Here is a 14,443-nt window from a genome sequence, read left to right as displayed (position 1 = left end):
GTTTAGCAATCTTCCGTTGGGCAGCTGATATTTTCGTCGTACATCCACGGTCCGGCGTAGTGGGTCAGAGGATGCTGATAGCTCACCCACTGCTCGTCGACCTGGCGATGCATCAGGCACGACGCCGGAGAAAGGTCGTAATACGGACGGGTATCTTCATGAAAGTAGGGCACCTGGTGGACGGTTCCCGGGATGGTGGAGATGATGGCCTGGCGATACTGGGTCATGGTCAGGCTGTGGTTATGGCCGCAGAAAATGCGCGTCAGCGACGGGAAACGCTCAACCAGCGCCAGCAGACGATGGCCGTTTTCGCAGGCGATAGGGTCCATCTGCGCGTTGCCCAGCGGCAGCGGCGGATGATGCATAAACACCGTCGCCGGTTTATCGCCGCCATCAAACAGCTGAGCCTCCAGCCACTTGATGGTTTCCTCGGTCAGCCAGCCTTTCGACGTACCCGCCCGGCTGGAGTCGATAAACAGCAGGCGAGTGGCAAAATCGTCTACCGCGTAGTGCATGTTTTGCGCGTCGCGGCCGAGCTGCGGGCACAGCGGATGCAGGTATTCCAGAAACAGCGCTTTATCGTCGTGGTTGCCGGGAATGAGATACAGCGGATAGTTCAGGCTGCCGAGGATCTGGCGGGCGACCTCATACTCTTCCGGGCGGCCGCAGTTGACGATATCGCCGCTCACCACCACCGCGTCCGGACGCTCCTGCAGGGCATTCAGCTGGGAGACGACGTCGGCATTGGCGGCGTTGACGTCAATAAAGCCGTACAGCTTCTGGCCGCGGCTGCGGAAATGGGTATCGGAAATTTGCGCTAACAGCATGAAGAGCTCCTTATTTGATCCCGGAGAAGCCGAAGCTTCGCAGGAACTGTTTCTGGAAGAGGATGAACGCCAGCATCAGCGGCAGGCAGACCATCAGCGTGCCGGCGCCGATGATGCCCCACTGACCGCCGGATTCTGCGCCCATGGCGAACGAGACCAGCCCCACGGTCAGCACCTGTTTGTCCGGGTCGTTCAGCATCATCAGCGGCCACAGATACTCGTTCCAGTGGTAGGTAATGCTGACGGTGGCGAAGGCCAGCACCGACGGCCAGGACATCGGCAGCAGCACGCGGAACAGCACCTGCCACCAGCGACAGCCCTCCATCAGCGCCGCCTCTTCCAGCTCTTTGGGGATGGCCAGAAACGCCTGACGCATCAGGAACACGCCGAACGCCGAGGTGAAGTAGGGCATCATTACCCCGGTGAGGGTGTTGAGCAGGCCGAAGGTTTTCAGGGTCAGCATGTTCGGCACCATCATCACCACCGGCATAATCATCAGCTGGACGAGGAACATCAGGAACAGCGTCTTCTTGCCGCGGAACTCGTGGCAGGCGAAGACGTAGCCGGCGGTGGTGATGGTCAACAGCTGCACGAAGAAGGTGCCGAAGGTGAAGATAAGGGTGTTGGCGTAGAGGCTCAGCCAGTCGGCGCTGGCCCAGGCATCGCGGAAGTTATCCAGCGTCAGCGGCATACGGGGCAGCAGGGAGGCCATATCCTCGCCGAAGGTCGTGGCGCTAAACGAGGTCGCCAGCATCCATAAAAACGGGCTCATCCACAACAGCGCCAGGCAGCACATTAATACCGTGAGCGTAAAGGGCTGCGAGCGGCGCAGGCGCAGCCAGAGTGGGCGCGATGCGCTGTGCGATCGCAGCGCCAGCGGCGAGATTTCAGCGCTCATAGTGCGCTCCTTTCTCCAGCAGTTTGAGGTTAATCAGCGAGAAGGCAAACAGCCCGGCCAGCGTCAGGAAGGTGGCGGCGGAAGCTTTACCTAAATCATGGGTGTCCCAGGCGAGGTTCTGGATGTAGTAGAGCAGCACGGTCGTGGCGTTATCCGGCCCGCCGCGGGTCATCACCGCCACGTGGTCGATCTGGGTGATGGAGTAGATCAGCGCCGTGGTTATCACGAAGCTCAGGGTCGGGCGCAGCAGCGGCAGCGTCACCTTAAAGAACACCTGCGTGCGGGTGGCGCCTTCCATTATCGCCGCTTCGCGCGTGGAGGCCGGGATGCTTTGCAGCCCGGCGAGGAAAAACAGCATGTAGTAACCGGCGAACTTCCACACGCCAATCAGCGCCAGCGCCAGCAGTGCGCTATTGCTGCGCCCCAGCCAGTTGTTGTTCATCGGGCCGAACAGCTTCGCCAGATAGTGGTCGAGCAGGCCAAGGCCGGGCATAAAGATAAACAGCCACAGCGCGGCGGCGCTGACCATCGGGATAATCATCGGGAAGAAGAAGGCGGTGCGCAGCCAGCGGTTGACGCGGTGATTCTCGGTCAGGGCGACCGCCAGCAGCAGGGCGAGCGTCACGCCCGGTACCACCGTCAGCAGGATATAAAGCAGGTTATTCACCAGCGACTGCCAGAAGACGCCGTCGGCGAACAGACGACTAAAGTTCTCCAGCCCGACATACTGGCCGCCGTCGCTGACCATGCGGGTATCGAACAGGCTGTCATAAATCGATCGCCCGAGGGGAAACCAGGTAAACAGCAATAAAAACAGCAGGGAAGGCGACAGTATCAGCCAGGGGAGCCAGGTTTTTCTCATGGTGGCGGACGTCTCATTCAGGCGTTTGTAGAAGGCCGGATTGTGAGAAGGATTGACTGCAAACGTATGGCGGGGAGATGACGGTTTAATGACCAGGGAAACAAGCGCCGGGCAGACGGGCCGCCCGGCATCACCCCGGTCAGTGGCGTTCAGGCCGCGCGGCTGCGGCCTGAAGCATGACGAGGAACGATCAGAAGTCGGCTTTCAGCACCACGCGGTAGCGGGCCTTGCCCTCGCGAACGTGCTTCAGCGCCTCGTTGATCTGCGACATCGGGAACAGCTCGGTGGTCGGCGCGACTTTGCTGCGTCCGGCAAATTTCATCAGCTTGCGCAGCTCGGACGGGTTGCCGGTGGCCGAACCGGAGATGCTGCGGTCGCCGCCAATCAGGGTAAAAGCGGGGACCGGGAACGGCTTCATTACCGCGCCGACGGTGTGGAAGTTGCCGCCGTACGCCAGCGCTTCAAAGTACGGCTGCCAGTCGAGGTCGACGGCGACGGTGTTGATAATCAGGTCGAACTGGCCGGCCAGCGCCTTTAAGGCTTCGGGATCGCGGCTGTTCACCACGCGATCGGCGCCCATTGCCAGCACTTCCTGCTCTTTCGCCGGATTGGAGCTAAAGGCGGTGACTTCCGCGCCCATCGCGTGCAGCAGCTTGATGGCGATATGGCCGAGGCCGCCAATGCCGATGACGCCGACGCGGCTGTTCGCCGTGACGTGATGCATCAGCAGCGGCTTGAAGACGGTGATGCCGCCGCAGAGCATCGGCCCGGCAGATTCGAGATCGACGTTTTCCGGCAGCGGGATCACCCATTGCCAGTCGGCGCGCAGCTTATCGGCGAAGCCGCCGCGGTTGATGATGGTGGGCACCGAGCCTTCCAGACAGTTCACGTGGTTGCCGCTGATACAGGCGTCGCAGTGGCCGCAGCTGCGCGCCGTCCAGCCAATGCCGACCTTCTGGCCAACCTTCAGCCCTTTATCCTGCGCCGCGCTGCCCAGGGCCGCCACCCGGCCAATCACCTCGTGACCGGCCACCAGTGGATAGCTCGACATGCCCCATTCGTTGTCGATCATCGACAGGTCGGAGTGGCAGATCCCGCAGTACTCCACCTGCACTTCGACATCTTCCGGCTTAAGGTCGCCGGCATCGTACTCCCACAGCGACAGATCGGCGCCCGCTTCTTTGGCGGCGTAACTTTTAATAGTGCTCATGACAGTTTCCTTGGGTTTGGCGTAGTTAAGAAGGAAGTGTAGAGCATGGGGCGAGGGGACGCTTGGCAGAAGGAGGGGGGATGGGGGGTTATAGAGGAGGGCAAAATGTACCCTGAAGAGGCTAACACACTGAGCCGATGAAAAATTCATCACTTGGTGGCAGGTGAATGCAACGTTGCTTGCATGGCAGCGTGCGACAGGTATAATCCAGAACGTTTTCCGTATCCTTTCCGTGCCGGAGTGGCGAAATCGGTAGACGCAGTTGATTCAAAATCAACCGTAGAAATACGTGCCGGTTCGAGTCCGGCCTTCGGCACCATCGGAACATCAATAGACGTCAACGGACGTCTTTTTTTGTGCCTGAAATCCCCGTCATACAAGGCTTTCCGCGATTTTCCTTTCAACAGAAGTCAATCTGAGTCAACCCACATCAAGTCGCTTGTGAGTATAGAACTGAGTATATATGCGGGTTCGATAATGGTTGTTTAGATCCCGATGTATTATTTAAATCGATTATACAACCGTTAAACATACCTGGAAATAAAGGCATATGGTGCTCAACTGTTAGCTTGTATAGAATAAGGATATTCTTTCTTTTAGAGAACATGATGTTATGAGCGCGATCACATTACGTAAAGCGTTAGGTGTACTTGCGAAGTCATCTTCGTTTTCCGTAACCACCGTAACACACCGTCAGAAGGATGAGTTCGATCAGTTAAAGGAACAACTCTTTGTTAAACAAGAGATTGAAACTGAATTACAACGCTATCTGGATATTGCTAAACCCGGTGAAATCATTTTTTTGTGCGGTAGTAGCGGGGACGGAAAGTCCGAAATTTTAACCCGCTGTCAGTCAGATCCGCGTTATCAGCGGCGATTTAGTTTCCACCTGGATGCCACGCATAGCTTTGCCCCTCGACAATCAGCTATTGATGCTTTGAATGATTTATTTGCTAATCATCACCAACAATCATCTCCGTTGCTCATTGGCATCAACACAGGGATGCTAGCCAATTTTGCCAGAGAAGGTGCTGAATGCCACCAGGCGATCCGGTCTGCAATTGACTCATTTTTATCAGCACAGCAGGATGCAAGCCGTCCTTATCGTAAGGGGAATTGTTCTTTTTTTGATTTTGAACACTACCCTAAATTCCAGTTTAACGAAAATAAAAACTATTCATCATTTATTAAAGCCTTATTAGATAACTTAACTCGTGATGATGATAATAATTTTTTTCAGTTTATCTTTCGGCGCGATGAGTCAGTCAATCCGGATCTAAAAGAGGTCGCAAACTTTAAATTGCTTTGCATACCTGGTGTGCAGAATGTATTAATTACGCAGCTTTTTAAAGCGCGATTAATTAAAGACCAGTTTGTAACGACCCGAACGCTGCTGGACTTTCTGCATCATCTGTTGATGGGGCCTGGCTACTTATTTGATAACCTCTTCACTGGTGCAGAAAATGATCTGATTAAAAAAGTTTCCGATTTTGATCCCGCCAGATTGCACACCTATGAACTTGATCAGTTTGTTTTGCGCTATGAACTGGGACTGGTTGACGCTGATCTCGATGATTTTTTATCCGCACTTGAGTCGTTACACATCAAATTTGATCGCCAGTGCGTTAAGCCTGGTGACGCAACCTCGTTGATCCGGCTTTTCTGGCTGTTGCAGCACGAATCGTTGGGTAATGATTATCATCGGAGATTTTCTGCGTTCTTTAACGAATCGTTGTTTGAACGTTACTCAGAAATTTGGCACTTGCATAGGAATTACACAGCAGATCCGGAGCAAAAAAGAGCACTGAATCGCTTTTATGCTTTTGAGCTTATCGCGGGTATCCAGCGCTACGCTAACCGCAAAGCGCCTGAATTAAGTATGCAAAAAGAAGAGTTTTTTTTGGGTGAATTTGGTGGAGTCAAAATAACCGCACCGGTAGAGGTTAAGCCTGATTGGGACGCTATCCGCAATAAGCATACCGCTCATTCAACCGGCTTCGATGTCTATTTAAAAGTGGGGCAAAATCCACTTCCGCATATCCATATCGGACTCAATCTGTTTGAACTATTGGACAAGCTGAATAATGGTTATCGTCCGAATAAATACGATAAAAATGCCATCGTGTTGCTGGATGAAATTGTTGAGTTGATCGCGGAGCAGGCCAAATCCAGCAGCGAAATCAAATTTTATGATGGCATACAACGGGTTTATCGTGCAAAGGCGGATGACGATATGATCACTATTAGCGGTATGGAGGGGTAGCAGAATGTATCCTATCGCAACCGAGTTAAAAGTGGGTAACAATCAACTGGATAGTTACCTGCCTGTACGCAATAAAAACAACGATATTAGCTGGCAATTCGTCACCGGACTGGCTCTTAGCTACGCCCTGAAACGTAAAATTGAAGCCTACGATCCTGACCAATTCCGTGAAGATTGTAAAACACATCTGCAGGAGCTGCTTGATGAGCCTGCGTTCTGGTCCGTGCTGGAACGGATGTATTTTTCCAGTCAGGATATTTTCCGTGTCTCCCCACTTTTTTTACTGTTCCACGCCCAGTTTAATGGTGAAAAAATAAGTGCGGGTTCAACGGCAGATAAACGACTTGGCACGCTGTTTGCCAATTTGATGGGAGATTTCAGCCTCCGTTATCCCATACAGGACAGACTGAACTTCATTGAGCAGCAAATGCTGAATAAGCTCAATGAAAAAATAAAATTGCTGGGGAAAGGACCTTTTGCCGAAGAGCAACCCTATCTTCCGTATATGGTCACGTGTTTTCAGTCCGATCTGGCGTTTTTGGCGGAGCACCCACAATACCTTTTACAAGAATTGACCAACACCCTACGTTTGTACGCCTTTAGCTGGTGCGCTCAACTGGCGCTCAATCTGGACAACTGGCAGGACGGCGAACCACAAAGCAAATCACTGTTTTTTATTCTTGATAGCGAAAAAGCCAGCTCCGAACGGGAAAAGGTGAAACGTTATGGTTATAAGCTGTTCGCTAGCCAGAGCGAAAAACTGTTCCCGATACTATCCGCGCTGGAGGTGTTGCAGGTAAAAGGGGCGAAAAAACGTCCTCTCTGGCAGGTATACCAGGATTGTTTGAGTTATTCGGGCACCCCAAATCAAGTGTTAGATGAGCTTAATGATTACATACAAAAATTTATTAGTAAGGAAGAACGAGATCTTCCAGCTCGTGAACGCGCAACAAACCTGGAAAATGCCTTCAAACAGCTCTTATCCGTTGCCGTAGAGCAGTTCCAGGGTAAAAAAACTGACCGCGCGACGGTAAATCGTAAATACGTTAATGAGCTGGAAAACCAGATTTGCACTGACTTCATTCAGGTGCGTGGTCGGGCAGGGAAAGTGCTGGTGCTGAATCAGGATCGTCTTCTGTTGCTGACCAATCTCACTGTGGGCAAAAATGACAAACTCCGCCTGCACGAACTGCTGCGTGGTTTTGAACAGCGCGGCTTTTATCTGGATAACCAGTCGGCGCAAACACTGGTGGCGTTTTATGAACGCATGGGAAATGTAGAGCGAATGAGTGATAGTGGAGACGCCGTGTATGTCCGTAAAACAGTATGAAACCTATCTGGCAGAAACTTTTATTGAATGGGTAGGTGGCATCATTCAGCCCGGCGAGCGCTACCAGTTCAAATCTCCCGATCCCGATAATGCCCTAAAACTCTGGGAAGCATTCGTCTCTCTGGCGGACAGCAATCAGTTGGAAATTGCGGCAGGGCAATATATTGATTGTCTCCCCTGCAATGGTGTTCAGCTAATTCCTGTACTGCACGGAGCCGAGGCTCCAGCATTCACAGAAAACTACATTTCTCATTTGCGCGATGAAGTTGCAGGGCGCAGCGGCGTTTTTGCCCAAACAGCGCTGTTGATTATTCACAACAGTATGCTCGACACCCTGATTAACAGCACGAAAGACGTGGCGGCACCGGATGCTATTTGGTATCCGGAAACTTTCAGCCATCAACTGGAAAAGCTCATTACCACCGATAGTAACCGTTCAGAATTGTCCCGCTGTTTGCTGGAGGATCAACTGGCAACGGTACTGGATGAAGGCGCGACCGTATTTGGTTTCTCGTCGCTGTATCGCTTGCTGGATGATGGCAATCTGGATTTCTCTGAGCTTCATCTGTTTAAAGATGATGAACTACTGAACTATAGCCAGAAACAGCTACGCACTCGGCTGAATGAAAACCGGAAATTATATCGCCAGATAGAAGACAGCGTTGAACGCTACAGCGGACAGCTGGAGAATGTACTGCCTGAATTTAGTACAAAATTCATTCAGGAGCATTTTTACGATAAAGGCGACTGGCGTGAGCTCGATTTCTCTGACTACAGGAAAGAGAAAGAGCAGAACAGCGAACAAAAACTGGTGCTGGAGAACGTCTCCGTCGAAAACGGCGAGGTTTGGCTACGGGCGAAAAGCGCCAGTAAGGCAGGCAAACGTGACATCAGCGTGCTGGTGCAGGTGCAGTCAGGACAATCAAAGGCTGAGCTGGAGTTCAGTTTTCAGGGTAATGATCTTCAGGATAACCAGATAAAGATTGCCCATAATCGTCAGTTAAAGAACACACCTTTCTGGCGCACCAGCCGGGCAGGCGGCAAGACTTCCCGCATTATGGCGTCGGTGCCTTTTGATGGGCATCCCTGCTTCTTTAGTCTCGAACTGACTAACCGCAATAATTCAGCCGAAGAGTATAAATTTCGCCTGTTGTTGGTCGAGCAGGGACAATTCTGGTTAAACGATATTCAGCACTGTTATCGCATTGAGCCAGGTAAAGAACAAATAACCCTGCAACTGGAAGATAACACGCTGCGTATTGCCGAGTCTGGCAACCTGACCTGTACGCTGGATGACGAGAGCGAAGACATAGACTGCCAGCTTTATGCTCAGGTAAATTTTGAGACGCTGGCAAATCAAAGTGACCTGGTTCAGTTTGCGATCGTTTCCGGTGATTCCCGTCTGCCGTTTAACATAGAGGGACCGGGAGCAGAAGAAGGGCTAACGCTGCCACTGCTTTTTGACCAAAGTCGTTTCAACAAATTATTTAAGGAAGAGGGCAATGCAACCTGGAACCGACTAAAAGGGCGCATCATACTCGATAATACTGAACACAAGGTCGTCGGTGTACGCCAGCAGTTGTTGATACTGGAAGCCTCATTAATTGAGCAACGTCTGCTGGGTACGGGAAGTGACGATAGCGAGTTTGCGCTGGATGAACTTCTTGCCAGCTACCCCGATCTCCATAACGCTTATGAGCAGTTATTTGCCTACTATCATCGTCGTAACACCCTGCCGAGTCTGGTGTCGTGGTCAGCGGAATATCGCACACTGGTCAGCTACATTGTTACTACGTTTGAACAGTCACTCCAGCAAATAGGCCTGAGCAGAGCGCTGACAGCACAAGAGAAACGTCTTCTGCATCTTGGGATCTGCCGCAATGATAGCCATGAGCGCCTCTCTCCGCTGCATCCTCTGGTGCTGGCCTACCATCTACAACTGGCAGAAACTATCGTTGCGGAGTCAGAACAGCGCGATTCGGCATCATTTGCCACACTACCGCCGATCACTCTTGATCGCCTGATGGTTTCCGGGTTAGTGCCGTTTGTTTATCACAGTGAGCATGAATACGCGCAACTACAGCCGGTGGATGAAAACCGCTTCTGGATTGATGTGGTTCCCCAGCGGCAGGTCAGCCATGACTACGTTAAACGTCTGGTAAAAGACAAACTTAATGAGTTCACGGACGCTTACGCCCGGTTGTTCCAGAGCGCTGAAAACAGTGCGTTGATTATCAATGCCATTAATCAAGGGAACGCCAAAGAACTGTTTCTGGGATTAGTAGAATATTTTAAGCAAGAAAAAGAGCACGCTATTTCGGTTCATGTGAACTGCTACGATGAACGTTTGCTACCAAATATGTTCGATCACTTTGCTGAAAGTGGTAGCTATGAACAGCTTAAAAACGATCTCGATCTGAACAGCGGCGTATGGCGGGCGGAAGCCGATATGCTGATTGATTTGCTGCGTAGCCGGTTAACGTTCAGCAAGTTTGTCCTGCCGTCAGAAAGCGACAAGTTGGCCTATGCACATCTGGCATTTTTCACCAATACAGCACCTGTGGATTGCCGCCAGATCCGCATTGAAGATGCGTCCAGTGGGGTATTGTGTCATGGGTTGATCGCTGGGGAAGGTGCCGAAACGCAGGGGGATGCTTACTTTACCGCGTTTGGACTGCGTGATGTGGATACTGAGTCCTACTGCGCCCTGCGTCTTGCCCGACTAATCGGCTGCCTGTGGCAACCTGCACGTCAAAGCAACAGCCAGTATCATGGACAAGGGATCGGCCTGGCTGTGAGCGGCAATTTTAAACAGCTGCTCAATTACTCCTACAACAGTGCGCTCTGGACAACCATCATTGATCCCAAAGTTACCCTCGACTTTTTCACCAGCCAAAAAGATGTGGTGCTTATCCACTATTCTGACCAGTACACCAGTTGCGCGGGCTACGATGCCGTCACCGTCACGAAGCAGGTTGATTTGTTCCTGCGGTTGCTCCAGACCGGAAGCCAGTCAGGACAACCTGCTATTGATAGTCAGCATTTGCTGGCTGAATTTAATGCCTTTAACGGCGAATGGCTGCTGAAAATGCTGCGTTCCAGTGAAAAAGAGCGTAAAGAGAAGCACGGCATTATAGGTGCGTACAAATTTGTGCAATCTATGTTGCACCAGTCCGATATTTGCTGGATTCCGCTATCGGTCGCCGAAATGATCCGCGTGTCCGGCAATGTCGGGTTGAAAATGAAAGAGACTGATTTATCGAGAAATCTACAGGGTTATCGTAACGGCGCGATCTCTGATGATGTGCTCTTTGTTGGTTTCAAAGAAAACCGCCTCTACCTGTTGCCGCTGGAAGTTAAAACCGGGGCGCGACCGGACTACAGCTATGCAGGCCAACAGGCCCGTGAGTTGAAACGCTACTTACAGCAGGACATTCTGGAACCACAAACGCTGGCATCACAATTGTACCGGGCGCTCTTTATTCGTCAGGTGCTGATGCAGGTGGAGAAACTGCGTCTGTACGGTGTGCTGGATAGCAACAAACTGGCTCCCTTGCTGGATCGACGTGAATGGTGGTTAACGGGCGACTATCGGTTAGGTGAGTTGGCCGACTATGCGGACGGCTTCGTCGTGGCACATGTGGACAGCGCAACCTGCTTCGATCTCTCTTATAAAGAGACAGCGGAGAATATTTTACAGATAGAAATCCCTTATTCACTGCTGCCTTCGTTGATTGCGGCGCAGGGGGATGAACCACCGTTGGCGGAACGTTACCGGGTGCCGGAAAAATACCGGCTTGAGCCTGAGTGTGATGCCAGTCCATCACAACCCGAAGTCGTGGTAGAAGTCACAACGCCGACTGCTGCACAGTGCATTTCGGAATCTGAGTCGGAGTCGTTACAGCCTGCCGTACCGGTGGTGATACCTGATATTAGCGATACTCCATTACAGATCCTGTTTGGTCATGATGCTGCGCGTCAGAGCCCATTACATTGGGAGCCAACCAACACCGCGAAGTTCATGAATACCAATACCGGCATTATTGGAACGATGGGCACCGGTAAAACCCAGTTTACTAAATCGCTAGTCACACAGTTGATGCGTAATCAGTCCTGTAACGTTGATGGTAAACCTATTGGTTTGCTGATCTTCGACTACAAATCAGACTATGTGGATGAGGCTTTTCTTGATGCTACGGGGGCCAAAAAGTACAAATTATTTAAGCTGCCTTACAACCCCTTGTCTCTGTTTGGTGATACGCCAATGTTACCAATCCATACCGCTGGTGGGCTATCGGAAACGATGGCGAAAGCCTATGGGCTGGGCCATAAGCAGCAGCTCAAATTAGAAAATCTGATTTTAGAATGCTACGAAGCGGCAGGCATTTCGCCGGAAGATCCGACAACATGGTCACGGACTGCGCCGACGATTGAAGATGTGTGGCAGCGCTTCCTTGATCAGGAGAAGGTTGAAGAGGATTCGCTTTATGCAGCACTTTCTAAACTGGCGCGTTACAAGATATTCGAGACTATCCCGGAGAAGATGACCAGCTTGTACGAATTGATTGACGGCGTCACCGTGATCGAACTGGCTGGTTACCCGCCAGAAGTGCAAAACCTGGTAGTCGCACTTACGCTGGATCTATTTTACGCTCAGATGCAAAAGCGCGGTAAACCGGTGGTGAGGGGGGATTATCGTCAGCTCACCAAAATGATTCTGGTGGACGAAGCCGATAACTTTATGCGGCAGGATTTCTCCAGCCTGCGTAAGATTCTTAAAGAAGGCCGTGAGTATGGTGTTGGTGCGATCCTGTCAACGCAGGAGATCACTCACTTTAAGACTGGGGAAAATAATTATGCTTCATATATTTTGACCTGGGTGATCCATCGTGTTTCTGAGATTAGGAATGCAGATATTAAGGCGGTATTTAACGTTGATGATAAAGGCGAGCAGGAGTCTTTGATGGGACAGATTCGGCAGCTTGAAAAACATTATAGTTTGTATATTGATGGAGATAAAAAGGTCAAGAAGATGCGTGATAAGGCATTTTGGGAGTTAATTGTATGAATAAAAGAGAAAAGTTTCTTGCTTGTACAAAATATTACTTATCAATCAATAGGCTAAAGATTGATGAAAAAGGCTATTTCAAGTATTGGTTTTTATTATGGAATTTTCTTCTTTCTGTAATATATGAAGTAATACAAAATCCAAAATTTATATTTTCATTTTTAGTGATTATGCTTATATCCAGTGCAGGGATATGGGCTCCATGGTTATACTCTTTAGACCTCTCACCTGTCTGTGAAACAATAGTTCCAACAAATGCTGTTATTACAACAACATCGGGAGGAGTTATACACTCAGATAAAATAGTTGAATCTGTTAATGTGGTTTGTTTGTATATCTCATCTCTTGATATTACTCTTTTTCAGAATTTTTCATTATTTATGTTTAACTTAGGGTTGTTGGGTGGGATTGCTGCTGAGTTTTTTATACAAAAAAAAGATGATTCAGAATGCGAGAAAAATATTAGCTCAGATGATTTATTAACTGATGACGGTAGTGATAGCCGAGTAAAGGAATATGCAGCATTTTTCCTTTGGGTAGTAGCATTTATACTGTCATTCTTTGCATTGAAAAATCCAACAGGTGATTCCCCTCAGGTTTTCTGGGGAGGGGTATTATCGATTTTTTTATGGATATTCACAAATATTAGGAAAAAGGAATATATCGTAAAAACGGATGCAAATAATCTTATTGGTGGCATAGTATTGGATAGTGATAAATTACAAGGTATGGGACTCGACGAGGCGGCAATTTCTCCAGAACATCCCGTCACTCAACTAAATGGAGATGGCCTAGAATGAGTGGATATCATGAATTTTTAGCAATGAAAGTGTCCCAGCCATTTGCTGATTATTATGCCTGTGTTATACCTTCTGGTACTCTAAAGGAAATAAGTTTTTCCTTAAAGGCCGAGAATGTAAATGGGACTATCCAAGGTGTTCAGCGTTTACTGAATAATAAAAGGCTACACGAAATATCAAAGTTTATTGATGGAGAGTCTGCTGCTTTTCCTAACTCAATAATTCTAGGGGCAAATTTTTTAAAATCAGGTAGATATGCTGGAGAAAGCGAAAGATGCTTAGTCGAACCAACAACTACAGAGAACCTTTACACAATAAAGGTGCCTAAACATTCGGAAGTTCTTTCTATTATTGATGGGCAGCATCGCTTGTATGCTTTTGAATATGCTGAAACACAAATGGATCTACTTTGTGCAATTTATATCGATTTAGCTATGCCTTATCAAGCTTTTCTATTTTCGACGATAAATTACAATCAAGGGAAAGTCGATAAAAGTTTAGCGTATCAATTGTTTGGTTATGAACTGGATAATGAAGAGCCAATAAATTGGCCGCCAGAAACCCTAGCTGTTTATCTTGTTCGGCTTTTCAACAGTGAAAAGCCTTTGTTAAATAGGATTAAATATAGAACAGCAGATGAACATAAAAAAAACAATACAGCTTCTTGGCGTGTTTCTACCGCCTCTATTGTAGAAGCTATACTTTCTCTGATAAGTAAGAATCCTAAAGATGATCGATATTTGATGAACTCAAAGCGATATGCGGGCGAAAGTACTATATATGGAAGAAGTGTTCTTAAAGATGATGCAGAGTATCCCTTAAGGAAATTATATATTCAAGGAAATGATAAAGCTATTCAAGAAGTACTGTCTTTAGCGTTGGATGCCACAGATGAAATTTTTTGGAAAGATCTGGGGGATGATAATTTTCTCAAGAAAACAGTTGGCATTGCTTGCATATTTAAATTTCTAAAAGCTGTCTTGCTTAAGCATGGCGTTTCTAGGAAGGTTATAAGTGATGACTTTACAAACTATCTAAATGTAATAAAAAACAAAGAGGATTTCTCTGACTCTACTCTTTATCCCTCATCAACAAAAGGGATGAATGATGCTTATAAACGGATGTTGTTTTTGACAGGTTTATAATTGATGTTGAATTAAGATACCCATCTTTTAAAGATATGGT

At 49.0% G+C, this 14,443-nt stretch carries 9 protein-coding genes and 1 tRNA gene; 6 read left to right on the top strand and 4 right to left on the bottom strand.

Translation table 11 applies throughout. The features are described 5' to 3' along the window. Nucleotides 1-2 precede the first annotated feature (2 nt). The 4 genes from JLG71_RS24715 to ahr all read right to left on the bottom strand — a co-directional run bounded on the left by JLG71_RS24715 (nucleotide 3) and on the right by ahr (nucleotide 3,797). The gene (locus JLG71_RS24715; RefSeq protein WP_004117574.1) at nucleotides 3-827 is read right to left on the bottom strand and encodes a phosphodiesterase; all 825 of its coding nucleotides are present in this window, start codon (nucleotides 825-827) and stop codon (nucleotides 3-5) included. A gap of 10 nt (nucleotides 828-837) precedes the next feature. After that, on the bottom strand, nucleotides 838-1,725 hold the full coding sequence (locus JLG71_RS24710) for a carbohydrate ABC transporter permease (RefSeq protein WP_004108826.1): 888 nt from the start codon (nucleotides 1,723-1,725) through the stop codon (nucleotides 838-840). Next, the gene (locus JLG71_RS24705; RefSeq protein WP_116279970.1) at nucleotides 1,715-2,587 is read right to left on the bottom strand and encodes a carbohydrate ABC transporter permease; all 873 of its coding nucleotides are present in this window, start codon (nucleotides 2,585-2,587) and stop codon (nucleotides 1,715-1,717) included. The genes JLG71_RS24710 and JLG71_RS24705 overlap by 11 nt, the downstream gene beginning before the upstream one ends. 190 nt (nucleotides 2,588-2,777) lie before the next feature. After that, nucleotides 2,778-3,797, bottom strand: coding sequence for an NADPH-dependent aldehyde reductase Ahr (ahr, locus tag JLG71_RS24700; RefSeq protein WP_004108819.1), 1,020 nt, complete (start codon nucleotides 3,795-3,797; stop codon nucleotides 2,778-2,780). Between the two features lie 234 nt (nucleotides 3,798-4,031). Here ahr and JLG71_RS24695 point away from each other — a divergent pair. The 6 genes from JLG71_RS24695 to JLG71_RS24670 all read left to right on the top strand — a co-directional run bounded on the left by JLG71_RS24695 (nucleotide 4,032) and on the right by JLG71_RS24670 (nucleotide 14,403). After that, nucleotides 4,032-4,116, top strand: a tRNA-Leu gene (locus tag JLG71_RS24695). A 294-nt stretch (nucleotides 4,117-4,410) separates the two neighbouring features. Further along, nucleotides 4,411-6,060: a DNA phosphorothioation-dependent restriction protein DptF gene (dptF, locus tag JLG71_RS24690; protein WP_200913880.1), complete on the top strand. Its 1,650-nt coding sequence runs from the start codon at nucleotides 4,411-4,413 to the stop codon at nucleotides 6,058-6,060. Between the two features lie 4 nt (nucleotides 6,061-6,064). Further along, nucleotides 6,065-7,390: a DNA phosphorothioation-dependent restriction protein DptG gene (gene dptG / locus JLG71_RS24685; protein ID WP_200913879.1), complete on the top strand. Its 1,326-nt coding sequence runs from the start codon at nucleotides 6,065-6,067 to the stop codon at nucleotides 7,388-7,390. Next, complete coding sequence (gene dptH, locus JLG71_RS24680) at nucleotides 7,371-12,458, top strand: DNA phosphorothioation-dependent restriction protein DptH (RefSeq protein ID WP_200913878.1); 5,088 nt, start codon at nucleotides 7,371-7,373, stop codon at nucleotides 12,456-12,458. The genes dptG and dptH overlap by 20 nt, the downstream gene beginning before the upstream one ends. Continuing rightward, nucleotides 12,455-13,258: a hypothetical protein gene (locus tag JLG71_RS24675; RefSeq protein ID WP_200913877.1), complete on the top strand. Its 804-nt coding sequence runs from the start codon at nucleotides 12,455-12,457 to the stop codon at nucleotides 13,256-13,258. The genes dptH and JLG71_RS24675 overlap by 4 nt, the downstream gene beginning before the upstream one ends. Next, nucleotides 13,255-14,403: a DGQHR domain-containing protein gene (locus JLG71_RS24670; protein ID WP_200913876.1), complete on the top strand. Its 1,149-nt coding sequence runs from the start codon at nucleotides 13,255-13,257 to the stop codon at nucleotides 14,401-14,403. Before JLG71_RS24675 ends, JLG71_RS24670 begins: the two co-directional genes overlap by 4 nt. Nucleotides 14,404-14,443: the final 40 nt, after the last annotated feature.

This window comes from Klebsiella michiganensis (assembly GCF_015139575.1).
GTDB lineage: Bacteria > Pseudomonadota > Gammaproteobacteria > Enterobacterales > Enterobacteriaceae > Klebsiella > Klebsiella michiganensis.
Note: the sequence above shows the minus strand (reverse complement) of the source record. Positions and strands in the feature narration are given on the sequence as shown.

Coding starts and splice junctions, on each gene's coding strand:
- JLG71_RS24715 (WP_004117574.1), bottom strand. CDS start 827: ATGCTGTTAGCGCAAATTTCCGATACCCATTTCCGCAGCCGCGGCCAG.
- JLG71_RS24710 (WP_004108826.1), bottom strand. CDS start 1,725: ATGAGCGCTGAAATCTCGCCGCTGGCGCTGCGATCGCACAGCGCATCG.
- JLG71_RS24705 (WP_116279970.1), bottom strand. CDS start 2,587: ATGAGAAAAACCTGGCTCCCCTGGCTGATACTGTCGCCTTCCCTGCTG.
- ahr (WP_004108819.1), bottom strand. CDS start 3,797: ATGAGCACTATTAAAAGTTACGCCGCCAAAGAAGCGGGCGCCGATCTG.
- dptF (WP_200913880.1), top strand. CDS start 4,411: ATGAGCGCGATCACATTACGTAAAGCGTTAGGTGTACTTGCGAAGTCA.
- dptG (WP_200913879.1), top strand. CDS start 6,065: ATGTATCCTATCGCAACCGAGTTAAAAGTGGGTAACAATCAACTGGAT.
- dptH (WP_200913878.1), top strand. CDS start 7,371: ATGTCCGTAAAACAGTATGAAACCTATCTGGCAGAAACTTTTATTGAA.
- JLG71_RS24675 (WP_200913877.1), top strand. CDS start 12,455: ATGAATAAAAGAGAAAAGTTTCTTGCTTGTACAAAATATTACTTATCA.
- JLG71_RS24670 (WP_200913876.1), top strand. CDS start 13,255: ATGAGTGGATATCATGAATTTTTAGCAATGAAAGTGTCCCAGCCATTT.